This window comes from Nocardiopsis dassonvillei subsp. dassonvillei DSM 43111, from assembly GCF_000092985.1.
Classification (GTDB): domain Bacteria; phylum Actinomycetota; class Actinomycetes; order Streptosporangiales; family Streptosporangiaceae; genus Nocardiopsis; species Nocardiopsis dassonvillei.
On record NC_014210.1, the window covers coordinates 4693033 to 4714499 of the forward strand.

Annotated in this window: 22 protein-coding genes; 9 read left to right on the forward strand and 13 right to left on the reverse strand. The window is 70.9% G+C overall.

Annotated elements, in window-relative coordinates:
* Positions 1 to 55 precede the first annotated feature (55 nt).
* From NDAS_RS19405 to NDAS_RS19415, 3 genes are read right to left on the reverse strand one after another with little or no spacing between them, the layout of a single operon-like run.
* Positions 56 to 802, reverse strand: coding sequence for a succinate dehydrogenase/fumarate reductase iron-sulfur subunit (locus NDAS_RS19405; RefSeq protein WP_013154925.1), 747 nt, complete (start codon positions 800 to 802; stop codon positions 56 to 58).
* Entirely contained in the window at positions 799 to 2745 is a 1947-nt protein-coding gene (locus NDAS_RS19410; protein ID WP_013154926.1) for a fumarate reductase/succinate dehydrogenase flavoprotein subunit, read from the reverse strand. Before NDAS_RS19410 ends, NDAS_RS19405 begins: the two co-directional genes overlap by 4 nt.
* The gene (locus tag NDAS_RS19415; protein WP_071622727.1) at positions 2746 to 3402 is read right to left on the reverse strand and encodes a succinate dehydrogenase cytochrome b subunit; all 657 of its coding nucleotides are present in this window, start codon (positions 3400 to 3402) and stop codon (positions 2746 to 2748) included.
* Between the two features lie 130 nt (positions 3403 to 3532).
* Here NDAS_RS19415 and NDAS_RS19420 point away from each other — a divergent pair, with 130 nt between their 5' ends.
* The 4 genes from NDAS_RS19420 to NDAS_RS19435 all read left to right on the forward strand — a co-directional run bounded on the left by NDAS_RS19420 (position 3533) and on the right by NDAS_RS19435 (position 8730).
* Entirely contained in the window at positions 3533 to 4483 is a 951-nt protein-coding gene (locus NDAS_RS19420) for a LysR family transcriptional regulator (RefSeq protein ID WP_013154928.1), read from the forward strand.
* A 577-nt stretch (positions 4484 to 5060) separates the two neighbouring features.
* Positions 5061 to 5873 carry a hypothetical protein gene (locus NDAS_RS19425; RefSeq protein WP_013154929.1) on the forward strand — a complete coding sequence of 271 codons (813 nt, stop codon included), beginning with the start codon at positions 5061 to 5063 and terminating at the stop codon, positions 5871 to 5873.
* 26 nt (positions 5874 to 5899) lie between these two features.
* A complete protein-coding gene (locus tag NDAS_RS19430; RefSeq protein ID WP_013154930.1) occupies positions 5900 to 7942 on the forward strand; it encodes a fumarate reductase/succinate dehydrogenase flavoprotein subunit in 2043 nt (680 codons plus the stop codon).
* On the forward strand, positions 7939 to 8730 hold the full coding sequence (locus NDAS_RS19435; protein ID WP_013154931.1) for a succinate dehydrogenase/fumarate reductase iron-sulfur subunit: 792 nt from the start codon (positions 7939 to 7941) through the stop codon (positions 8728 to 8730). Before NDAS_RS19430 ends, NDAS_RS19435 begins: the two co-directional genes overlap by 4 nt.
* Positions 8731 to 8891: 161 nt before the next feature.
* Here the strand turns inward: NDAS_RS19435 and NDAS_RS29665 are convergent, their stop codons facing one another.
* The 4 genes from NDAS_RS29665 to NDAS_RS19445 all read right to left on the reverse strand — a co-directional run bounded on the left by NDAS_RS29665 (position 8892) and on the right by NDAS_RS19445 (position 11060).
* Positions 8892 to 9110, reverse strand: coding sequence for a hypothetical protein (locus tag NDAS_RS29665; protein ID WP_312038762.1), 219 nt, complete (start codon positions 9108 to 9110; stop codon positions 8892 to 8894).
* Positions 9111 to 9926: 816 nt separating this feature from the next.
* Positions 9927 to 10100, reverse strand: coding sequence for a DUF397 domain-containing protein (locus NDAS_RS28155; protein ID WP_013154933.1), 174 nt, complete (start codon positions 10098 to 10100; stop codon positions 9927 to 9929).
* Positions 10101 to 10128: 28 nt separating this feature from the next.
* Positions 10129 to 10302: a DUF397 domain-containing protein gene (locus NDAS_RS28160; protein ID WP_013154934.1), complete on the reverse strand. Its 174-nt coding sequence runs from the start codon at positions 10300 to 10302 to the stop codon at positions 10129 to 10131.
* Positions 10299 to 11060, reverse strand: coding sequence for a helix-turn-helix domain-containing protein (locus NDAS_RS19445; RefSeq protein WP_013154935.1), 762 nt, complete (start codon positions 11058 to 11060; stop codon positions 10299 to 10301). Before NDAS_RS19445 ends, NDAS_RS28160 begins: the two co-directional genes overlap by 4 nt.
* Before the next feature lie 168 nt (positions 11061 to 11228).
* Between NDAS_RS19445 and NDAS_RS19450 the strand changes: the two genes are divergently transcribed.
* Positions 11229 to 11537: a hypothetical protein gene (locus tag NDAS_RS19450; RefSeq protein ID WP_041552870.1), complete on the forward strand. Its 309-nt coding sequence runs from the start codon at positions 11229 to 11231 to the stop codon at positions 11535 to 11537.
* Between the two features lie 33 nt (positions 11538 to 11570).
* The gene (locus NDAS_RS29600; RefSeq protein ID WP_013154937.1) at positions 11571 to 11696 is read left to right on the forward strand and encodes a hypothetical protein; all 126 of its coding nucleotides are present in this window, start codon (positions 11571 to 11573) and stop codon (positions 11694 to 11696) included.
* Between the two features lie 144 nt (positions 11697 to 11840).
* Here NDAS_RS29600 and NDAS_RS19455 read toward each other — a convergent pair whose 3' ends face one another.
* From NDAS_RS19455 to NDAS_RS19475, 5 genes are all read right to left on the reverse strand, one after another.
* A complete protein-coding gene (locus NDAS_RS19455; RefSeq protein ID WP_013154938.1) occupies positions 11841 to 12182 on the reverse strand; it encodes a hypothetical protein in 342 nt (113 codons plus the stop codon).
* A 297-nt stretch (positions 12183 to 12479) separates the two neighbouring features.
* Entirely contained in the window at positions 12480 to 12812 is a 333-nt protein-coding gene (locus NDAS_RS19460; RefSeq protein WP_013154939.1) for a GIY-YIG nuclease family protein, read from the reverse strand.
* 167 nt (positions 12813 to 12979) lie between these two features.
* Positions 12980 to 13615: an MBL fold metallo-hydrolase gene (locus NDAS_RS19465; RefSeq protein WP_013154940.1), complete on the reverse strand. Its 636-nt coding sequence runs from the start codon at positions 13613 to 13615 to the stop codon at positions 12980 to 12982.
* 102 nt (positions 13616 to 13717) lie between these two features.
* Positions 13718 to 14701, reverse strand: coding sequence for an adenylate/guanylate cyclase domain-containing protein (locus tag NDAS_RS19470; protein WP_019611367.1), 984 nt, complete (start codon positions 14699 to 14701; stop codon positions 13718 to 13720).
* A gap of 265 nt (positions 14702 to 14966) precedes the next feature.
* The gene (locus NDAS_RS19475; protein ID WP_013154942.1) at positions 14967 to 15827 is read right to left on the reverse strand and encodes a biotin--[acetyl-CoA-carboxylase] ligase; all 861 of its coding nucleotides are present in this window, start codon (positions 15825 to 15827) and stop codon (positions 14967 to 14969) included.
* Positions 15828 to 16010: 183 nt separating this feature from the next.
* Here NDAS_RS19475 and NDAS_RS19480 point away from each other — a divergent pair, with 183 nt between their 5' ends.
* On the forward strand, positions 16011 to 16565 hold the full coding sequence (locus NDAS_RS19480; protein WP_117198992.1) for a Uma2 family endonuclease: 555 nt from the start codon (positions 16011 to 16013) through the stop codon (positions 16563 to 16565).
* An 80-nt stretch (positions 16566 to 16645) separates the two neighbouring features.
* On the opposite strand, the gene NDAS_RS19485 is transcribed toward NDAS_RS19480, so the two are convergent.
* The gene (locus tag NDAS_RS19485) at positions 16646 to 19291 is read right to left on the reverse strand and encodes a phosphoenolpyruvate carboxylase (RefSeq protein WP_269473041.1); all 2646 of its coding nucleotides are present in this window, start codon (positions 19289 to 19291) and stop codon (positions 16646 to 16648) included.
* A 311-nt stretch (positions 19292 to 19602) separates the two neighbouring features.
* Here NDAS_RS19485 and NDAS_RS19490 point away from each other — a divergent pair, with 311 nt between their 5' ends.
* Positions 19603 to 21213: an acyl-CoA carboxylase subunit beta gene (locus NDAS_RS19490; protein ID WP_013154945.1), complete on the forward strand. Its 1611-nt coding sequence runs from the start codon at positions 19603 to 19605 to the stop codon at positions 21211 to 21213.
* A complete protein-coding gene (locus tag NDAS_RS19495; RefSeq protein ID WP_013154946.1) occupies positions 21210 to 21434 on the forward strand; it encodes an acyl-CoA carboxylase subunit epsilon in 225 nt (74 codons plus the stop codon). Before NDAS_RS19490 ends, NDAS_RS19495 begins: the two co-directional genes overlap by 4 nt.
* The last annotated feature ends 33 nt before the right edge of the window (positions 21435 to 21467 follow it).

Sequence of the window (21467 nt, forward strand, 5' to 3'; positions counted from 1 at the left end):
GACGGGCCGCGCCCCCGGGGGAGCGCGGCCCGTGCGGTGCGACAGGGGGCGGCGGTCAGCCGACGCCCTTGCTGAGCGAGCCCAGCAGATCGCGGTTGAGCTGCGAGATCGTGTCCAGCGGGATGCCCTTCGGGCAGACCGCGGCGCACTCACCGATGTTGGTGCAGCCGCCGAAGTCCTCCTCGTCCTGCTGGTTGATCATCTTCACCACGCGCGAGGCCCGCTCGGGCTGTCCCTGCGGGAGCATGCCCAGGTGCGTGACCTTCGCGGCGGTGAACAGCATGCTGGAGGCGTTCGGGCAGGCCGCCACGCACGCGCCGCAGCCGATGCAGGTCGCGGCGTCGAACGCGCGGTCCGCGTCCGGCTTCGGGATCGGGTTGGCGTGGGCGTCGGGCGCGGTACCCGTCGGGGCGCTGATGTAGCCGCCCGCCTGGATGATGCGGTCGAACGCGCCGCGGTCCACGACCAGGTCCCTGACGACCGGGAACGCCTTGGCCCGCCACGGCTCCACCGTGATGGTGTCGCCGTCGTTGAAGCTGCGCATGTGCAGCTGGCAGGTCGTGGTGCGCTCGGGGCCGTGCGCCTCACCGTCGATCACGACACCGCAGGCACCGCAGATGCCCTCACGGCAGTCGTGGTCGAAGGCGACCGGGTCCTCGTTCTCCAGCGTGAGCTTCTCGTTGAGGACGTCGAGCATCTCCAGGAACGACATGTCCGGGGAGACGTCGGTGAGCTTGTACGTGGCCAGCCGACCCTCGTCGTCCGGCCCCTTCTGACGCCATACGCGCAGGGTGATGTTCACTTGTAGCTCCGCTGCTTCATCTCGACGTACTCGTACTCCAGGGCTTCCTTGTGGAGCACGGGCTTGCTGTCATCGCCGCCGAACGCCCAGGCGGCCACGTAGGCGAACTCGTCGTCGTGACGCAGCGCCTCGCCGTCCTCGGTCTGGCTCTCGGCGCGGAAGTGGCCGCCGCAGGACTCGCGGCGGTGCAGGGCGTCGATGCACATGAGCTCGCCCAGCTCCAGGAAGTCGGCCACGCGGTTGGCCTTCTCCAGGGCCTGGTTGAACTCCTCGTTGGTTCCCAGCACCTTGACGTCGCGCCAGAACTCGGCGCGCAGCGCCCGGATGAGCTCGATGGCCTTGGTCAGGCCCTCCTCACTGCGCTCCATGCCGCAGTACTCCCACATGATGTGGCCGAGCTCCTTGTGGAAGGAGTCGACGGTGCGGGAGCCCTGGACGGAGAGCAGCTTGTCGATGCGGGAGGTCACCTGCTCCTTGGCCGCCACGGCCTCGGGGTGCGACTCGTCGAGGGCCTCGAACGGGCCCGACGACAGGTAGTCGTTGATGGTGTTGGGCAGGACGAAGTAGCCGTCCGCCAGCCCCTGCATCAGCGCGCTCGCGCCCAGGCGGTTGGCGCCGTGGTCGGAGAAGTTGGCCTCACCGGTCACGAACAGGCCCGGGATGGAGCTCTGGAGGTCGTAGTCGACCCACAGACCGCCCATGGTGTAGTGCACGGCCGGGTAGATGCGCATCGGAACCTCGTACGGGTTCTCGCCGGTGATGCGCTGGTACATGTCGAACAGGTTGCCGTACTTGGCCTCGACGGCGTCCTGCCCCATGCGCGCGATGGCGTCGGCGAAGTCCAGGTAGACGCCCAGACCGCCGGGGCCCACGCCGCGGCCCTCGTCGCAGACGTTCTTGGCGGCGCGGGAGGCGATGTCGCGCGGCACCAGGTTGCCGAAGGCCGGGTAGATGCGCTCCAGGTAGTAGTCGCGCTCCTCCTCCGGGATCTGGCGCGGGTCGCGGGTGTCCCCGTGCGCCTTGGGCACCCAGATGCGGCCGTCGTTGCGCAGCGACTCGCTCATCAGGGTCAGCTTGGACTGGTAGTCGCCGCTGACCGGGATGCAGGTCGGGTGGATCTGCGTGTAGCACGGGTTGGCGAAGAGCGCTCCCTTGCGGTGCGCGCGCCAGGTCGCGGTGACGTTCGAGCCCATCGCGTTGGTGGACAGGAAGAACACGTTGCCGTAGCCGCCGGTGGCCAGCACCACGGCGTCGGCGAAGTGCGTCTCGATCTCACCGGTGACCATGTCGCGGACGATGACGCCGCGCGCGCGGCCGTCCACGACGATGACCTCCAGCATCTCGTGGCGGGTGTGCATCTTGACGCTGCCCGCCGCGATCTGGCGCTCCAGGGCCTGGTAGGCGCCGATGAGCAGCTGCTGCCCCGTCTGGCCGCGCGCGTAGAACGTACGCGAGACCTGCACGCCGCCGAAGGAGCGGTTGTCGAGCAGGCCGCCGTACTCGCGGGCGAAGGGCACGCCCTGGGCGACGCACTGGTCGATGATCTCGACGCTGGTCTGGGCCAGGCGGTAGACGTTCGACTCGCGGGAGCGGAAGTCGCCGCCCTTGACGGTGTCGTAGAACAGCCGGTAGATGCTGTCGCCGTCATTGCGGTAGTTCTTGGCGGCGTTGATGCCGCCCTGGGCCGCGATGGAGTGCGCGCGGCGCGGGCTGTCCTGGTAGCAGAACGAGGTGACCTTGTAGCCCGCCTCGCCCAGGGTCGCGGCCGCGGAGGCGCCGGCCAGGCCGGTGCCCACCATGATCACCGAGAGCTTGCGCCGGTTCGCGGGGTTGACCAGCTTGGCCGAGAAGCGCCGCTTGTCCCAGCGCTCGTTGATCGGGCCCTCGGGGGCCTTCTCGTCCCGGATCGGGTCGCCGACGCGGTAGAAGTCGTTGTCAGACAATTAACTCACCAGTCCAAAGGTGACCGCCAGAGGCGGGAGCAGGAAGCCGACCGTCACGATCAGCGACAGACCCACGGCGACCGCGTTGAGCTTGCCCTGACGGCTGGCCTGGTTGGCGCCGAGGGTGGCCAGGGCGCTCCAGATGCCGTGCCGCAGGTGCAGGCCCACGGCGATCACGGACAGGATGTAGAACAGGGTCACGTACCAGAACTCGGGCTGGAACCCGTTCACGAGCCGCTCGTAGGGGCTGTCGGACGCGCCGCCGGGGGCGATGGTGTTCGTGGTCAGGTGCAGGATGTGGAAGACCACGAACAGCGCGACCAGGACGCCGCCGTAGCGCATGGTGTAGGAGGCGTAGCTGCGGGCCACCCTCTTCTTCACCTGGTAGCGCTGGGCCGCCGGACGCGCTCTGCGGGCGCGGGCCCACAGTGTCACCGCCGCGTAGATGTGGATCAGGACGCTCGCCAGCAGGACGATGCGGAAGATCCACAGGAATCCGCTCTCGGGCAGCAGCGGGTAGCCCAGCTCCCGGAGGCTGTGGGCGTAGCCGTCAAAAGCCTCCTGGCCCGAGAACACTTTCAGGTTGCCGTACATGTGCGCGATCAAATACAGCACGAGGATCGCCCCGGTGATCGCCATCGCTGCCTTGAGCGCCACCGTGGACCCGTAGGCCGTAGACCGCTTCTTGGTCAAGGTACTGTTCGCCACAGCCTGTCACTGTAAGTTCTGGTTAAGTCGGCGTCCAAGTCATCAGGATGCTTGAGTCGATAGACGTAGGCTATGGAGCATGCAGTTCCAGCAGCTGGCCTACTTCGTCGCGGTGGCCCGCACACGCCATTTCACCCGCGCAGCAGAGCTTTCGCGCGTCGCACAGCCCAGTCTGAGCAAGCAGATCCGCAGCCTCGAACAGGAGCTGGGTGCGCCGTTATTCAGTCGTGCCCGGGGAAACATCACACTCACACCGGCCGGCGAGGCGCTGCTTCCGCTCGCCCAGCGCATGCTCGCCGACCTGGAGACGGCCCGGCGCGAGGTCGCCGAACTGGCCGGGGTGCGCCGGGGCCGCGTGCGGCTGGGCGCGACCCCGTCGCTGTGCGCGGGGCTGCTGGCCGACGTACTCGCCGACTTCCATACCCGCTTCCCCGGTATCGAACTCCAGGTGGAGGAGAGCGGTTCGCGCGACCTCATCCGCGACCTGGGGCGGGGCGAGCTGGACCTGGCGCTGATCATCCTGCCGCTGCACAGCAGCGACCCCGACTTCTCCACGACGCCGATCCTGCGGGAGAACCTGGTGGTGGCGAGCCCGATGTCGGGCCCCTCCCCCAACGGGCGGGCCTCGATCCGCATCACCGAGCTGCGGGGCCGCCCGCTGGTGATGTTCCGGCGCGGCTACGACGTGCGCGAGGCGACGCTGCGCGCGTGCCGGGCGTCCGGGTTCGAGCCCGAGCTGGCCGTGGAGGGCGGGGAGATGGACGCCGTGCTGCGGTTCGTGGAGGCGGGCATGGGGCTGGCCGTGGTGCCGAGCATGGTGCTGCGCAACCGGCAGAGCCTGCGCGGAACCCCGCTGGCCCGGCCGCGCCTGCTGCGGACGGTGGCGCTGGCGCGGCGCCGGGACGTGGAGCCCTCGCACTCGGCGGAGGCGTTCCGCCGGCACCTCAACGGCTACCTGCTGGGCATGTCGCCGCAGGACCTGGGCCCGGACCTGGAGGTCCTGCTCTCCCCCGAGGACGGGGCGGACTGACCCGCCGGACCCCTCCCCGGAGGGCGGGACGGACTAAACGGACTAACCCGTCAGGCCCCCGGGCGGCCTCGCCCATAAGCCCGCCCGGAAGGGCACCCGCGCCCCTTCGCCACGGGCCGGGGCCGCTGGCGCCACACCGGTAACACTTCCGGCCGACCCGAACCCGGCAACCCGTCGGCGGACGCTCCACGTCCACCCGCCCCGGGCACCCGCGCCCTCCGCGCGCCTGCCGGAGCGCCACGCTCCGGGGCGACCGCTGCCGGATTCGGGCGGCAGACTCCTTTACCACACGCCACCGGCGCCCCTGAAGCAACCCCACTGCCATAAGGGATTTTTGGCCACTTAAGGCGACAAAACTCCCCAAATAAGCGCTTAGAAGTGGCGCATTTCACATAGCTTTCCCCGACGCCTCCCGCCCTCCGGGACGTGACCGTGATCACAACGCCCTAACGTTGCGTTGCGGGACGGTTCGCCACGGCTCCTCCCCGCGGCCGTCCGGCGCTGCGGTCGCGGCCGAAGCAGGCGGGTACCGCGCCCCGCCCGACCGGGACCTTCCCACAGGAGGTGCAAGACAACGGTGACAGCGACCGAGAACGCAGGCCCCGGGGGCGGCCGGGCGCGCATCCCCCAACGAACCCTGCGCACCGACAACTGGTGGCTCGGCCCCCTCCTCACCGCGCTGGGGCTGGCCACCTTCGTCGTCTACGCGACCCTGCGGGTGTTCCAGCAGGACCACTACTGGGTCCAGGAACACCACTACCTGACCCCGTTCTACTCGCCGTGCATCGCGCAGCAGTGCGCGCCCGACGCGGCCCTGTTCGGACGCCTGCCGGTGGAGTTCCCGCCGCTCATCCCCTACGCCCTGGTCAGCCTGCCGATCCTGCTGCTGTTCCGGCTGACCTGCTACTACTACCGCAAGGCCTACTACCGCTCGTTCTGGTTCTCTCCCCCGGCGTGCGCCGTGCGCGAGCCCCACGGCGCCTACACCGGCGAGACCCGCCCCCTGATGCTGGTCCAGAACGGCCACCGCTACTTCTTCTACGCGGCCTTCGTCATCACGCTCATCAACACGTGGGACATGCTGATCGCCTTCCTCCACGGCGCCGAGGGCGGCTTCGGCATCGGGCTGGGCAACCTGATCATGCTCGTCAACGTGCTCATGCTGTGGGGCTACACGCTCAGCTGCCACTCGTGCCGCCACATCTTCGGCGGACGGCTGAGCAGCTTCGGCAGGCACCCCGTCCGCTACTGGATGTGGGGCCGCCTGTCCGTGCTCAACCACCGGCACATGTACTTCGGCTGGCTGAGCATCGCGACCCTGATCCTCACGGACGCCTACATCGCCCTGGTCGCCAGCGGCACCATCAACGACCTGCGCATCCTCAACTGAGCCAAGGGGAAGGAAGGCACGACCAGATGCCCCCCACAGCAGAACCCGGGATCACCCGGTACGCCTACGACGTCGTGGTGATCGGGGCGGGCGGAGCCGGGCTGCGGGCCGCGATCGCCGCCCGCGAGCAGGGCAAGCGCACCGCGGTCATCTCCAAGTCGCTGTTCGGCAAGGCCCACACCGTGATGGCCGAGGGCGGCGCGGCGGCCGCCCTCGGCAACGCCAACCCCGACGACGGGTGGCGCGTGCACTTCCGCGACACCGTGCGCGGCGGCAAGTTCCTCAACGACCCGCGCATGGCCGAGCTGCACGCCCGCGAGGCGCCCGAGCGCATCCTCGAACTGGAGTACTGGGGCGCGCTCTTCGACCGCACCGCCGAGGGAAAGATCAGCCAGCGCAACTTCGGCGGCCACGAGTACCCGAGGCTGGCGCACGTGGGCGACCGCACCGGCCTGGAGATGATCCGCACCCTCCAGCAGCGGGTCGTCGCGCTCCAGCAGCAGGACGCCGCGGAGCTGGGCGACCCCGAGGCGCGCATCCGCGTGTTCGCCGAGACCGCGATCACCCGGCTCATCACGGAGGACGACGCGGCCGTGCGGCCGGACGGCGGCGCGGGCGGGGCCACCGCTGTGGACGCGGGCGCGGGCGGGAACACGGGTGCGGACCCGGCCGGGGGCGGAAGGACGCCGGGCCGGATCGTCGGCGCGTTCGGCTACCGCCGGGTGGACGGCGGGTTCGTCCTGTTCGAGGCGCCCTCGGTGGTCCTGGCCACCGGCGGCATCGGCAAGGCCTTCCGCACCACCTCCAACTCCTGGGAGTACACCGGCGACGGCCACGCGCTGGCGCTGCGCGCCGGGGCCTCCCTGATCAACATGGAGTTCGTCCAGTTCCACCCCACCGGGATGGTCTGGCCGCCGTCGGTGAAGGGCATCCTCGTCACCGAGTCGGTGCGCGGGGACGGCGGCGTGCTGCGCAACTCCGAGGGCAGGCGGTTCATGTTCGACTACGTGCCGGACGTGTTCCGCTCCCAGTACGCCGAGAGCGAGGAGGAGGCCGACGGCTGGTACGACGACCCCGCGGGGCACCGCAGGCCGCCGGAGCTGCTGCCCCGCGACGAGGTCGCGCGGGCGATCAACACCGAGGTCAAGGAGGGGCGGGGCTCGCCGCACGGCGGCGTGTTCCTGGACGTGTCCACGCGCCTGCCCGCCGAGGAGATCGTCAAGCGGCTGCCGTCCATGCACCACCAGTTCAAGGAGCTGGCCGACGTGGACATCACCGCCGAACCCATGGAGGTGGGCCCCACCTGCCACTACGTGATGGGCGGGGTGCGGGTGGACGCCGACACCGCCGCCTCCGACGTGCCCGGGCTGTTCGCGGCCGGTGAGGTGGCGGGCGGCATGCACGGCTCCAACCGGCTGGGTGGCAACTCCCTGTCGGACCTGCTGGTGTTCGGGCGCCGGGCCGGGCTGGGCGCGGCGGCCTACGTGGACGGGCTCGGCGACCGGCCCGCACCGGCCGGGCTCCTGGACCGGGCGGCGGACGAGGCGTCCTCGTACGCGCTGCGCTTCCTCAGGGCGGAAGGCGGCGAGAACCCGTACACGCTGCACGCCGAACTCCAGGAGACCATGAACGACCTGGTCGGCATCATCCGCAGGGGTCCGGAGATGGAGCGGGCCCTGGAACGGCTGGAGGAGCTGGCGGAGCGGTCGCGCGCGCTCAGCGCGCCGGGCGACCGGGTCTACAACCCGGGCTGGCACCTGGCGCTGGCGCTGCCCAACATGGTCCTGGTCTCGCGCGCGGTGGCCGCGGCCGCCCTGGAGCGCACGGAGTCGCGCGGCGGGCACACGCGCGAGGACTTCCCCGGCATGTCGGCCGAGTGGCGGCGGGTGAACCTGGCGGTGCGGGCCGACCGCTCCGACCGGGTGTCGCTGTCGCGGCTCGCGCTCGCCGACATCCCGGCCGGGCTGCTCGCCCTCTTCGAACGCGACGAGCTGGCCAAGTACCTGACGGAGGAGGAGCTGCCCGCGTCGGGGGCGGCGGACGGCGCGGCCGAGGAGGGCCAGTCATGAGCGAGCGTGTGTTCCGGGTGTGGCGGGGTTCGGGCGAGGGCGGGCTCGCCGAGTACCGGGTCGAGGTCAACGAGGGCGAGGTGGTGCTCGACGTGCTGCACCGCCTCCAGGCCACCCAGACCCCGGACCTGGCGGTGCGGTGGAACTGCAAGGCGGGCAAGTGCGGTTCGTGCTCGGTGGAGATCAACGGCCGTCCCCGGCTGTCCTGCATGACGCGGATGAGCGTGTTCGAGGACGACGAGGTGGTGACGGTGACGCCGATGCGCGCCTTCCCGGTGGTCCGGGACCTGGTGTGCGACGTGTCGTACAACTACCAGAAGGCGCGGGAGATCCCCTCGTTCACACCGGATCCGGCCAAGGCCCCGGGCGACTTCCGGATGAGCCAGGAGGACGTGGAACGCCAGCAGGAGTTCCGCAAGTGCATCGAGTGCTTCCTGTGCAACAACACCTGCCACGTGATCCGTGATCACGAGGAGAACAAGGAGCACTTCTCGGGTCCGCGTTACCTCATGCGGGTGGCGGAGCTGGAGATGCACCCCGAGGACACCGCCGACCGCAGGCTCATCGCCCAGGAGGAGTTCGGGCTGGGGTACTGCAACATCACCAAGTGCTGCACGGAGGTGTGCCCGGAGAACATCCGCATCACCGACAACGCGCTGATCCCGCTCAAGGAGCGGGTGGTGGACCGCAAGTACGACCCGCTGGTGTGGCTGGGGTCCAAGATCGGCGTGCGGCCCAAGGACACCCCGCCGGTGCCCAACGTCGGTCGGTACTCGGACCTGGCCTGATCGGACCTGGCCCGAGGCCGGTCCCGTCCGCCGACCCGGGGGTGCGTTCCCGGGTCGGCGGACGGGGCGCGAACCCGAACCGGCCCCGCCGCACCCCCTGGCCGGTTCGACCGGAGGGTCGTCGGGACGTGGACCGGGGCCCTCCCCCGTCAGGGCGGCGTTCACACCGTCGCGCCCTGCCGCTGCCGGAGCAGGAGGCGGATGCGGGAGGTGAGTTCGTCCCACTCGCCGGGCTGAGCGGGCACGGGCGTGGGTCGCGGGGGTCCGACGACGCCGAAACGGGGCACGGGGCCGCCGAGCAGGTCACCGCCGGGGTCCTCCCGCCACTGCCGGACGATGGCGGCGGCGCGTATCCGGGCCTGCTCGAACGCGCGGCGCACCTCCTCGGTCTCGGTTTCCCGGGGCGCGGTGCCGGAGCCGGGTCCGCCAGGTGCGGGGGTTCGGGGCGCGAGGTTCTGGGGCTCGGGTTTGCGGGGTTCGGGCTTGCGGGGTGCGGGAACCCGGGTCTCGGCGGCGCGAAGGCTTTCGTGGGCGGTGAAGTAGGGGCGTACGAGGGCGACTTCCTCGGCGTCGATCCGTTCCCTGGGCGGCGCGAGTCGCGGCGCGGGAACCCTGGGGCGCGCGGGCGTTTTGCGAGGCCCGGGAGACGCGGGAGGTGTGGGAGCCGTGCGACGTGAGGGGGCCCGGTTCCGACCGGTCTGCACGGGAGCGGCGGGCGGTGAGGGAGCGTAACGGCGGACGCGGGAGGAGCGTCGTCGGCGGCCGACAACGGTGGAGTGGCGTCCGCACGGGGAGGAGAAGAACGCGATCAGCGGGCCGAAGGCACGGCTGAGAAGCGCAGCGCTAAACTGGCGCATGCTGGCAAATTCCTTGGGTTAAAGGTTCGTAGTTGCTGGCCACGACCCCGGGCGGTGGGAAACCGTCGCGGGGTCTTTCTGCGTATGGAGTTGTGTGTTCGGGTAGAAGATTAGGACACACGGAGCGTGATGGCGAACTTTTCTTCGAACCCGACTCGAAAAAACCACCCGGTCGGACATAACCCCAGATCAGAGCACACGCCGGAAAAGGACAGGTGAGTTTTCACCCTCCGCCAGAGTTATCCTTTTAGCCCGAATTGGAATCATTTGCGATCGCCCTGCCGGGCATGAAGAAGGGCAGCGCCTCCCATGGAGGTGCTGCCCTTGGTCAGGTGGTCGCTAGCCGTGGTGCTTGAGGGAGTCCACGAGCGCGGTCCACTCGCTGGCGGCGAACTCCAGTTGCCCCAGCTCGCGGTTCTGGGTGTCGCGCACGTCCACGCCTGCCGCGTGCTCGCGCGCCTCGACGCAGTTCGACCCGTTGAGGCTGTAGCTGCTCTTGTGCCAGTCGTTCACGACAACTCCCTGGGTGCCGGATGGGCTGTTACAGGCCCCGCTCCAGTCCGGCCAGAAGCGCCACCCACTGACCCGCCGGGACGGTGATGTATCCATGTTCCCGGTTCTGGGTGTCGCGTACGTCCACCCCTCCCGCGTACTCCCGCGCCTCGACACAGTTATGCGCGTTGGCGCTGTAGCTGCTCTTGCACCAGTCGTTCATGCCAATTCCCTGAGTACTTCGAGTGAGTGTCGAGCGGGAAGCGCCACCGCGAGTGCCCCCGTGATGAGTGCGTGCAACCGCTCGTGCATGTGGGCCGCGTGAATGACATTTCCATCTGGGTTGTCGCTCGTGATCACCGCTTCCCCCGAGCGCAGCCGGAACGCCATCATCGGTGTGGGGGGCTCCATCAGCATCGAGCCCTCCGGAACCAGGTGCACCACCACCCGACCCGAGCCGATCAGGTCCAACAGATGAGCGGCCTGTTCCCGTCGTACCGCCTCGTCCACTCCGGTCAACGCCGTCACCGGGAACACCGCTGTCACTCGAAGTCGGGGCAACCGGCCGAACACCTCCATACGAACCTTGGTGAGCCGGGCAATCTCCTCGTCAGAGGCGAAGGGCCAGCCGGACCGGAAGAGCAACGACGCGTACGACGGGCTCTGGAGGTATCCCGGTACGAGTACGGGCATCACAACCTGAACAGTTCGCGCTTCCATCTCGATGTCCGCAATCGAGCGCACCCACTCCGGAAGTGTCGTACCTGTGGTCGCCTCACGCCACGCGGCCAGCAGCTTTCCGTTCGCTTTCAGCTCGGCGTCCAGTTTTTCCGCCATGGGCAGTTGCGGTAGTGCATGCCCATTCGTCCATCGGGAAGCCGAGGCCACGGACGTGTGGACACGGTGCGCGAGTTGCTTCTGGGAAAGCCCGTTCAGCTCTCGGAACTTGGTGAGCACATCGGGAAAAGGGGGTTCCGCCATACGCGAGAGGTTACGCCTGGGTTCCCCACCTCGTCAGGTGTTTACCGAGACCCCGCAGATGGTCGAGGAAACCTTCTCCTCAGGCGCATGCTGACTCCGTGAAGGGCCGAGGCTACCGACCGCCCTCCGCCCGACTCGGACGTGAGCAGTGGGGGAATGGTGAGCGCAGTGGCCTGGGAAGTCAGCGACGACCGCGCGCAGTACTCGGCCGCCCAGCAACTCCACGCACACCACCGCCGCCTCTGGTGGGTGATGTGGGCACCGGCGTCCCGGCGCTTCTTCGCCTTCTACCAGGGCGACGCCGAGTTCGCACCCCTCTCCGACGCCACCCCCCACGGGTTGGACGCCCGGATCCGCCGCGCCCAGGCGGTCATCGCCCGCGTCCATCCCACCGCGCACTGGCACTGCCCCGTGTCCGGCTGCGCGTGGACCTCCGTCAACCCGACGCTCCACGGCCCCTGTCCCATGCCGGGATGAACCCCTCGACCCCCGAAACGGAACCGCACCCCCGTGTCCACACTCATCACCGGCCTCCTCGTCGCCCTGACCGAGGTCCACCGGCTCGCCCTGACCATCGGCGCCCACGACGAGGCCGCCGACATCGCCCGCCTCATCCACACCCTCCGCACCCACTGACGAGCCTTCGGCACGTTGACGGCCGTCCGGGACACGGGCACCGCGACCGGGTTCCGGGCCGAGGTCCTGAAGGCCGGACCCGCCCCGGGCCAGACCTGCTGATCGGGCCGGGGCGGCCTTCCGAAGCGGTCGCCCCGGGGCCGGTCAGAGGGAGGAGCCGTCCAGCCGGAACGGGCCTTTGCTGTCGCCGGGGCGCCAGCCCTCGGCCAGCGCGCCGCGGACGGCGGCGGCCACCCGCGCCGGGGTGACCGGCTCGGGCTCCGGGCCGGTCGGGGCGCAGAAGGGGCAGCAGTACCCCTGGGGGCGGGCGTGGCCCAGGGTGACCACGAGCGGGTTGCCGGGGGTCTCGGCGCCCTCGACCACGAAGGTCATCGGTCCGCCGTGGGGCTGCCTGCGCTGGGCCCGGGTGAGGCCCTTGCGGGTGCGCCACCGGTAGGCGGTCCCGTCCACCGTGATCCGCCGGGTTCCCTTGCGTACCAGTGTCATCCGCTTCCGCCTCTCGTCGTCGGAGGGCCAACGCTAGAGGCTCGGGCGTGCCGGGTTCCACCGGTTTTACGCGCCTCAGGCGGTGTTCGGGGCGACGGTGGCGGAGCGGTTCGCCGGGGAGCGGGCCCGATCGGGTTCGGCATGGAGCTCGGCACCGGTTCCTCCGGACCGGGCGACCGCCGCGGTCCAGCGGCTCCCCCTGCCCGCGGGCGGAGCAGACGGTGCCGGGCGGGCGGTCGTGCCCCCGTGGGGAACGGGCTTCCCCGGCGGACGCGGCGCCTTTGCCGTGTCCGGCTCCTACGCGACGTCCCGCATGTCCACCACGAACCAGTCACCGGAGTTGTTGACGGCGAAGCACCTGTACTCGGCGCGCTCCACCTCGCCGGCGTCGTTCTCCGTGGTGGCGCTGGCGACGACCTCGTACTCCCACGGGTCCTCGGCACTGGTCACGGTGATGTCGGAGGAGGTCTCGAACTCCGCGCTGACCAGGGACTCCCACGAGCGCTCGACGTGCTCCTGGCACGTGGCCGCGGCCGTCGGCTTCTCACTCTCGGCAGTGGGCTCGGGGCCGCACGCGGTGGCGGCCAGGGCGACGAGGAGAACCGCGGGGGCGAGACGGGTGGGGTTCATGGTGCTCCGATCCAGGATGTGCAATCCGAGCGTAGAGGACCGGTTCGGAAGGGGCTGACCGGCCCTGCTGTCCCGAAAGGCCCCGACACGGCGGATGCCGGAGCGGGCCCCGGACGGCCCGGCGGATCAGCCCGCCCGGCGCCGGTCGGCGCCGAGCAGTACCCGGCTCAGAACCCCCGGGACGCCCAGGCGTCGAGGTTCTCGGCGGCCTCGGCCACGGTGGTGGACTCCCCGTGGCCGGGGTGGACGACCGTGTCCCGCGGCAGGCCCGCGAGGTGTTCGCGGATCGAGGCGATGATCGTCGGGAAGTCCGAGAACGGCTGCCCGGTGGCACCGGGACCGCCCGGGAAGAGGGTGTCGCCGGTGAAGACCGCCCCGAGCGCGGGCGCGTACAGGCACACCCCTCCAGGCGTGTGGCCCGGGGTGTGCAGGACGTCCAGCTCCACTCCCCCCACCACCAGCGTCTCGCCGTGCAGCAGCGGGGCGTCCGGCTCCCGGTGCGGGTGCACGCGGTACCACAGTTCGGCGTCGTCGGGGTGCAGCAGGATCGGGCAGTCGGCCAGGTCGGCCAGCGCGACGGCCGCGTTGACGTGGTCGTTGTGCCCGTGGGTGGCCACGATGGCCATGAGTTCGCGGTCTCCCAGACCCCGGGCGATCGCCTCGTGGTCGTGGGCGGCGTCGATGACGATGGCGCTGTCGTCGTCTCCGACGATCCAGACGTTGTTCTCGACGTCGAAACCGCCGCCCTCGAGGCTGAAGACACCCGAGGTACGCAGACGATGGACGGGGGAGGGATCGGTCACCGGCTCACCACCTGGCCTCTCGCGGTCGGGTGCGACGCCTTCGAGCCTATCCCGTCGGGCCCGGGCGCACACGGTGGTCGGGCGGGGAGGGACGGGGGGTTCTCAGCCCGCGGGCTCGAAGTTGCGGCGCAGGGCGTAGGGCTGGATGAGGCCGAGTCCGTGCGCGTGCCGGGCGCGCACCTGTACCACCTGGAGTCCCTCCTCCTCGGCCAGGCTCTCGGCGAGGCTCTCGTCGATGAGGACGGTGCCGGGTCTGGCGAAGGAGGTCAGGCGGCTGGAGCGGTTGACGGTCGTGCCGAACACGTCGCCGTGCAGGGTCAGCACCGGCCCGGCGGCCAGGCCCACCCGGACGTCGGGCACCTCCACGTGGGTCTTGACGCCCGAGGCCAGGCGCAGCGCGATGTCGGCGGCCTCGGCCGGGGAGTCGGCCACGTAGAGGATCTCGTCGCCCAGGGTCTTGACGACACGGCCGCCGCCGGAGGCCACGATGTCGGCGGCGGTGGCCTCGAAGCCCTCGACCACCCCGGCCAGCTCGACCTCGTCGAGTTCGCGGCTCAGCGTGGTGAAGGAGACCAGGTCCGCGAACCCGACGACCAGCGGGTAGTAGTTGGGCACGGCGTCGTTGTCGGACATCACCGCGAGGGTGCGGGCCGAGGAGGCGGCGAGCTGTCTGCGCCAGATGTGCAGCAGGAGCCGCTCCACGTCGGGCAGCAGCTCCTTGACCCGGTTCATCAGCGGGCTGACCGAGTCCTCGCCCTCCTGGTAGATGAGGGTGCTCAGTATGCTGGTCTGCCAGTCGGCCAGGCGGGCCATGGTCTGGCCCATCGCACGGGCGAAGCGGACCACGCCCTCCTCGTCCAGGACGCCCTCCTGGACGAGGGAGTTGGCGATGCGCAGCGACTCGACGTCGCTCTCGGCGAAGGTGACCGTGTCGTCGCCCTGGTTGGGAAAGCCCAGGGCGCGCCAGATGCGCCCGGCCAGCTCGTTGTCGGCGCCGGCGAGCTCGATCGCCTGCTCCCTGGTGTAGACCGCTTCACCGCCGAGCAGGGCGGACTCGATCGCTTTCGGGTCGGGACGCGACGGCATACGTTCTCTTTCACGGGCCATCCCCGCCGGGGCGGGGAACAGTCACTTCGGCACCGGCCAACAACGCGGCACGGGGTTCCACTCCAGCTTACGCCCGCGGTTCTCCCCCTGACAGGGTGCCTGCCGACAGGCCCGCGCGGCCGCGGTCGGCGGCGGCCGCACCCGGTGATGATCGCACACGGAAGGGCCGCCGCGGGAGTGCCCGAAGTCCCCTGTGGACGGCGGCGAAGGGCCCGGGGCGGGGGTCGGGCGCCGGGGGCGGTCGTCAGGAACCGGGGCGCACGTGGACGACGTCGCCCGCGCTCAGGGCCCGCTCCCCGCCGGGTCCGCGCACCAGCAGCTGGGCGTCGGCGTCCACACCGGTGGCGGCGCCCTCCAGCACCCGGTCCCCGGGCAGGTGGACCCGCACGCGGCGCCCGATGGTGACGCACGCGTCCCGGTAGGCGGCGGCCAGCCCGCTGGCCTCGGCGTCGCCTCCGGCGGCGGTCCACACCGTGTACAGCTCCTCGAACCCACCCAGGACGGCGGCGAGCAGGACGCCCCGGTCCAGGGCGTCCGACCCCTCCCCGCGCAGGGAGACGGCGGTGTCCACGGGGAGTTCGGCGCGTTCCTGGGACACGTTGAGGCCCATCCCCACGACCACGCCGGGGTGGCCGGAGGAGAAGTCGGCCTCGGAGAGGATGCCCGCGAGCTTGCCGTCGGCCGTCGCGGGCTCCGAGCGCAGGTGCGCGGGGACGATGACGTCGTTGGGCCACTTGAGCGCGGCCTTGACCCCCGTCACCCGGTGCACGGCGCCGACCGCGGCCACGCCCATGAGCGCGGGCAGCCAGCCCAGGCGGGTGACGGGCACCGCGGGCCGGACCAGGAGGGAGAAGGTGAGGGCGGCGCGCGGCGGGGTGGAGAAGCCGCGGCCGAGGCGTCCGCGCCCGGCGGTCTGGTGCTCGGTGACCAGCACGCTGCCGTGCGGGGCGCCCTCCACGGCGCGCGCGGTCAGCTCGGTGTTGGTGGAGGCGGCCTCGGGGAGCACCTCGACCCGGTGCCACATGCCGCCCGGTCGGGCGAGGGCGGCGTCGAGGGCCGCCCCGTCGAGCGGGGGTCGCGGGAAGGGGTCGTGTGCGCTGGCCATGCCCCCATTACAGCAGCGCCGCAACCCTGTCCGGAAACCCCTGTGCGGCAAAGGGCCGCCCGTTAAGCTGAAACCAGCACTTTGATGGTCGTGCGTTGCTACGTTCAGCTACTGGAGGTGACGCGACAGATGAGTATCGCGGAAACTGAGACGGCTCCCGGAACACCGTCTCACTGGGAGCTCATGTTGCGCACCTGGAAGGAGTTGGACCTGCCCGACGGGTGGCGGGCCGAGATCATCGAAGGCGGGCTCTTTCTTGTGGCACCTCCAACACGCGAACACGCCCACATCGTCTCCCTGATCCAAAGGGAGATGTATCGCGAGTTCCTGCGGGATGGAAGCGACCTCGCGGACGCGAGCCTCCATCAGACTCTTGATGTGCGCGTCCCCATGAGGACCGGCGTCTACATCCCCGACCTCGTGATCCTGCCCTACTCGGCCATGGAGTACGACCCCGACAGCATGATGTCCGACGCCCTACTGGTGGTCGAGGTGACATCGAGGAGCACTGCGGACAAGGACCGCAAGCCCAAGCTCTGGGGTTACGCGCACGCCGGTATCCCCCTGTACCTGCTGGTGGACCGCTGGGACCCGCAGACCGGCGGGGGCGAGGTCACCCTCTACTCCGATCCGGAGAACGGCAGGTACACCAGCTCCACGAAGGTCCCCTTCGGCAAGGAGATCCACCTCCCCGAGCCGTTCGACCTCACCATCGACACCAGCGCTTTCCCCGAGTAACGGGCTCGGGCACGCGCGAGGGCGCCCCGCGGCCCCCTCCCGGGTGCGGGGCGCCCTCGCGTGTACGGGCCGACCAGCGGTCAGCCGGTGTTCTGGAGTCCGGCCGCCACGCCGTTGACCGAGAGCAGCAGCAGCCGCTCCAGGTGCTGCTGGTCCTCCTCAGACAGGGAGTCGGCCTCCTCGCCCCGCAGCGCCTCCAGGGCGCGCAGCTGGAGGTGCGAGAGCGCGTCCACGTACGGGTTGCGCAGGTCCACCGCGCGGGAGAGCACCGCCCGGTTCTCCAGCAGGCGGCTGTGCCCGGTCACCTTGAGCACCAGGTCGCGGGTGCGGTCGTACTCGGCGAGCACCCGCTCGGTCAGCTCCGGCCGCCCGCCCAGCGCCAGGTAGCGCTGGGCGATGTCGCGGTCGGTCTTGGCCAGGCTCATCTCCGCGTTGTCCAGCAGGGACGAGAACATGGGCCACTCGCGGTAGGCCGCCTGGAGCACGCCCAGGTCCTCCACCGCGGCCAGGCCCGTGCCCAGGCCGAACCAGCCCGGCAGGTTGACCCGGGTCTGGGTCCAGGCGAACACCCACGGGATGGCCCGCAGGTCGCCGAGCCCGCGCGCGGCGCCGCGCCGCGAGGGGCGCGAGCCCAGCCGCAGCTCGCCCAGCTCCTCCAGGGGGCTGACCCGGGAGAACCACACCGCGAAGTCCTCGGTGTTGATCAGCTCCAGGTAGGCCTCCTGGGCGGCGCGGGCGATGGTGTCGGCGTGGGCGCGGTACCGGCGCTCGGCGGAGCGCTCGCGCTCCTGGACGGCGTCGGTGGAGGCCATCAGCACCGCGTGGCCGACCTGCTCGATGTGGCGGCGGGCGATCGCGGGCTGGCCGTAGCGGGCGAAGATGACCTCGCCCTGCTCGGTGACCTTGAACCGTCCGCCGACCGAGCCGGGCGCCTGGGCGAGCAGGGCGCGGCTGGCCGGGCCCCCGCCGCGGCCGAGCGAGCCGCCGCGGCCGTGGAACAGGGTCAGGCGCACGTCGTGCTCTTCCGCCCACGCGGCCAGGCGGGCCTGGGCGTCGTAGAGGCGCAGGGTGGCGCTGACCGGCCCGACGTCCTTGGCGGAGTCGCTGTAGCCGAGCATGACCTCGATCCTGCGGCCGGTCTCGTCCAGGCGCTTGTTGACCTGGGGCAGCTTGAGCATGCCGTCGAGCACGTGCGGCGAGGCGTCCAGGTCGGCGCCGGTCTCGAACAGCGGGACGACGTCCAGGACGGGCACGCGTCCGGCGGGCAGCGCGTGGGCGGCCAGCTCGTACACGGCCGCGATGTCCTCGGCCGAGCGGGTGAAGCTGACGACGTAGCGGCGGCAGGCCTCCACGCCGAAGCGCTCCTGGATCCAGGCGATCACCCGGATCGTGGCGAGGACCTCCTCGGTGCGCTCGGAGAGCTCCCCGCCCTCGCGCAGTTCGGCGAGCGCGGCGGCGTGCACCTCGCTGTGCTGGCGGATCTCCAGTTCGGCGAGGTGGAAGCCGAAGGTCTGCGCCTGCCAGACCAGGTGCTGGAGCTCGCCGTAGGCCTGGCGGACCGCGCCCGCCTCGGCCAGGGACTCCTGCACGGTGCGCAGGTCGGCCAGGAAGGCGTCGGCGTCGGGGTAGGCCAGGTCGGCGTCGCGCTCGCGCGTGGCGCGCAGCCGGGCGGCGGCCAGCAGCAGGAGCTGGCGGTGCGGTTCGTTGGGCGAGCGCGCCCCGATCTCCGCCGTCAGCTCGGGCTGTCCCGCCTTGGCCGAGGCGAGCGCGTCGAGCAGCGCCGGGCTGGCGGGGGTGAGGTTGGAGTAGGCGGTGAGGGTGCGGGCCACCTTGGTGCAGGAGGCCTCCAGGCCGCGCAGCACGTGCTCGGACTGGATGAGCACGGCCTCCCGGGTGATGTCGGAGGTGACGTAGGGGTTGCCGTCGCGGTCGCCGCCGATCCAGCTGCCGTAGCGCACGAAGGGCGTGGCGCGGGGCGGGCGCACGCCGGTGCCCTCGGGGTCGATGGCGGCGTCCAGGCTCCGGTAGACCTGCGGGATGACGGAGAAGATGGTCTCGTCGAACGCGGCGAGGGCGGTGCGCACCTCGTCGAGCGGGTTGAGCCTGGTGTAGCGCAGCTGGGAGGTGCGCCAGAGCAGGTCGATCTCCTCCAGCAGGCGCCGGTGCGCCTCGGCCGCGGCGCTGCTGCCCTCGTGGGAGGAGTGCCAGGCCTCCAGCTGGGCGCTGACGCGCAGGATGGAGGTGGACACGGCGCGGCGGCGCGCCTCGGTGGGGTGGGCGGTGACCACGGGGTGGAACTCCATGCCCGCGATCAGCTCGTCGAGGCGTTCCTCACCGCCCTCGCCCTCGCGGATGGCGCGGACGGCCGCCGCGAGGGACTCGCGGGGCGGGTTGGCGGCGTCGTCGCGCTCGCGCAGGGCCCGCATCCGCTGGTGTTCCTCGGCCAGGTTGGCCAGGTGGAAGTAGACGGTGAAGGCGCGGGCCACCTGCTTGGCGCGCTCCAGCGGCCAGGCGGCGACGATCGCGGTGATCTCCTCCCCCGTGACCGACCCGTCGCGGGCGCCGATGACCGCCCTCCTGAGCTTCTCGACATCGGCGAGCAGATCCTCGCCGCCGCTTTCGGCGAGGACCGTTCCGAGCATCTCGCCGAGCAGTTTGACGTCATTCCTGAGCTGCTCGGGAACTTCCTGCCGTGCACTGTCGCGTTCCGCGCTTACCGCTGTCATGGTCACCGACCCTACAGAGATCGCACCCGCCGCCAGGTGCGCGGGGGCGTATTTTCGATGTTTTGCCCGGGCGTTAACCATTGTTGCTCACAAGAAAGGAGAGCACATTTCCTCACGCGTTTTCGGTGATACCGCGTTCCTCGCCGCGGACTCCGCGTGTACGTTCCGTGGGCTTTGTGTGCTTCTCGTGCACGCTCCGGATCCGGGCTCCGGCGACGGGCCTGGTCGGGGGCCCGCCGCCGCGTACCTACTGGCCGGTAACCCGGGCTGGGTTCTCGTGTGACGACCCCTCGCGGTTAACCTGCGTAGTTATGGCCACCGAAGCCCCTGAACCGCTGTCCGCGGACGAGATCGACATCCACACGACCGCGGGCAAGCTCGCCGACCTGCAACGACGCCGGTACGAGGCCGTACACGCAGGGTCTGCCCGAGCCGTTGAGAAACAGCACGCCAAAGGCAAGATGACCGCCCGCGAGCGGATCGACGCACTGCTCGATCCCGGCTCGTTCGTGGAGTTCGACGCCCTGGCCCGACACCGCTCCACCAGCTTCGGCCTGGAGAGCAACCGCCCCTACGGTGACGGCGTCGTCACCGGCCACGGAACGGTCGACGGACGTCCCGTGGCGGTGTTCAGCCAGGACGTCACCGTCTTCGGCGGATCGCTGGGCGAGGTCTACGGCGAGAAGATCGTCAAGGTCCTCGACCACGCCCTCACCAACGGGTGCCCCGTCGTGGGCATCAACGAGGGCGGCGGCGCGCGCATCCAGGAGGGCGTGGTCGCGCTCGGCCTGTACGCCGAGATCTTCAAGCGCAACACCCACGCCTCGGGCGTCATCCCGCAGATCTCCCTGATCATGGGCGCGGCCGCGGGCGGCCACGTCTACTCCCCCGCCCTCACCGACTTCGTCGTGATGGTGGACGAGACCTCGCAGATGTTCATCACCGGCCCCGACGTCATCAAGACCGTCACCGGCGAGGACGTCTCCATGGAGGAGCTGGGCGGCGCCCGCACCCACAACACCAGGTCGGGTGTGGCGCACTACATGGGCGCCGACGAGCAGGACGCGATCGAGTACGTGAAGACGCTGCTCTCGCACCTGCCCGACAACAACCTGGAGGAGGCGCCGCAGCTGCCCCCCGAGGACGCCCCGGGCGACGAGGCCACCGACGCCGACCTGGCCCTGGACGCGTTCATCCCGGACTCGGCCAACCAGCCCTACGACATGCGCACGGTGGTCGAGGCCGTCCTGGACGACGGCGACTTCCTGGAGGTCCACGCCCAGTTCGCCACGAACATGGTGGTGGGCTTCGGCCGCGTGGACGGCCAGTCCGTCGGCATCGTCGCCAACCAGCCCCTGAGCCTGGCGGGCTGCCTGGACATCGACGCCTCCGAGAAGGCCGCGCGCTTCGTGCGCACCTGCGACGCCTTCAACGTGCCGGTGCTGACCTTCGTGGACGTGCCCGGGTTCCTGCCCGGCACCGACCAGGAGTGGGACGGCATCATCCGCCGCGGCGCCAAGCTGCTGTACGCCTACGCCGAGGCCACGGTGCCCCTGATCACCGTCATCACGCGCAAGGCCTTCGGCGGCGCCTACGACGTCATGGGCTCCAAGCACCTGGGCGCCGACGTCAACCTGGCCTGGCCCACGGCGCAGATCGCGGTCATGGGCGCCCAGGGCGCGGTGAACATCCTGCACCGGCGCACGCTGGCCGCCGCCGACGACGTCGAGGCCGAGCGCACGCGGCTGGTCGGCGAGTACGAGGACACCCTCCTCAACCCCTACTCCGCGGCGGAGCGGGGCTACGTGGACGGGGTCATCATGCCCTCCGAGACCCGCGTCCGGATCGCCAAGTCCCTCAAGGCGCTGCGCAACAAGCGCAAGCAGCTGCCGCCCAAGAAGCACGGGAACATCCCGCTGTGAGCGCGCCGAAGAACCCGCCGCACCTGGCCGTGGTCCGCGGCGAGCCCACCGCCGAGGAGCTCGCGGCCCTGACCGCCGTGCTCAGCGCCCGCGCCCGGGCCGCCCGGGCCGCCGAGGAGCCCGCCCCCGAACGCCCCTCCGGGTGGCGGGACCGCTCGCGCCTGGTGCGCGGAGCCCCGCCGCGTCCGGGCCCCGGCGCCTGGCGGCTGAGCACGCGATGACCCCGCCGTCCCCACCCGCAGACTCACCATGGA

Excerpts from the sequence above, each read along its gene's own strand:
- NDAS_RS19420 (WP_013154928.1), top strand. The coding sequence starts at position 3,533 with ATGCAGTTCCAGCAGCTGGCCTACTTCGTCGCGGTGGCCCGCACACGC.
- NDAS_RS19430 (WP_013154930.1), top strand. The coding sequence starts at position 5,900 with ATGCCCCCCACAGCAGAACCCGGGATCACCCGGTACGCCTACGACGTC.
- NDAS_RS19435 (WP_013154931.1), top strand. The coding sequence starts at position 7,939 with ATGAGCGAGCGTGTGTTCCGGGTGTGGCGGGGTTCGGGCGAGGGCGGG.
- NDAS_RS28160 (WP_013154934.1), bottom strand. The coding sequence starts at position 10,302 with ATGAACGACTGGTGCAAGAGCAGCTACAGCGCCAACGCGCATAACTGT.
- NDAS_RS19445 (WP_013154935.1), bottom strand. The coding sequence starts at position 11,060 with ATGGCGGAACCCCCTTTTCCCGATGTGCTCACCAAGTTCCGAGAGCTG.
- NDAS_RS19455 (WP_013154938.1), bottom strand. The coding sequence starts at position 12,182 with ATGACACTGGTACGCAAGGGAACCCGGCGGATCACGGTGGACGGGACC.
- NDAS_RS19460 (WP_013154939.1), bottom strand. The coding sequence starts at position 12,812 with ATGAACCCCACCCGTCTCGCCCCCGCGGTTCTCCTCGTCGCCCTGGCC.
- NDAS_RS19470 (WP_019611367.1), bottom strand. The coding sequence starts at position 14,701 with ATGCCGTCGCGTCCCGACCCGAAAGCGATCGAGTCCGCCCTGCTCGGC.
- NDAS_RS19475 (WP_013154942.1), bottom strand. The coding sequence starts at position 15,827 with ATGGCCAGCGCACACGACCCCTTCCCGCGACCCCCGCTCGACGGGGCG.
- NDAS_RS19480 (WP_117198992.1), top strand. The coding sequence starts at position 16,011 with ATGTTGCGCACCTGGAAGGAGTTGGACCTGCCCGACGGGTGGCGGGCC.
- NDAS_RS19485 (WP_269473041.1), bottom strand. The coding sequence starts at position 19,291 with ATGACAGCGGTAAGCGCGGAACGCGACAGTGCACGGCAGGAAGTTCCC.
- NDAS_RS19490 (WP_013154945.1), top strand. The coding sequence starts at position 19,603 with ATGGCCACCGAAGCCCCTGAACCGCTGTCCGCGGACGAGATCGACATC.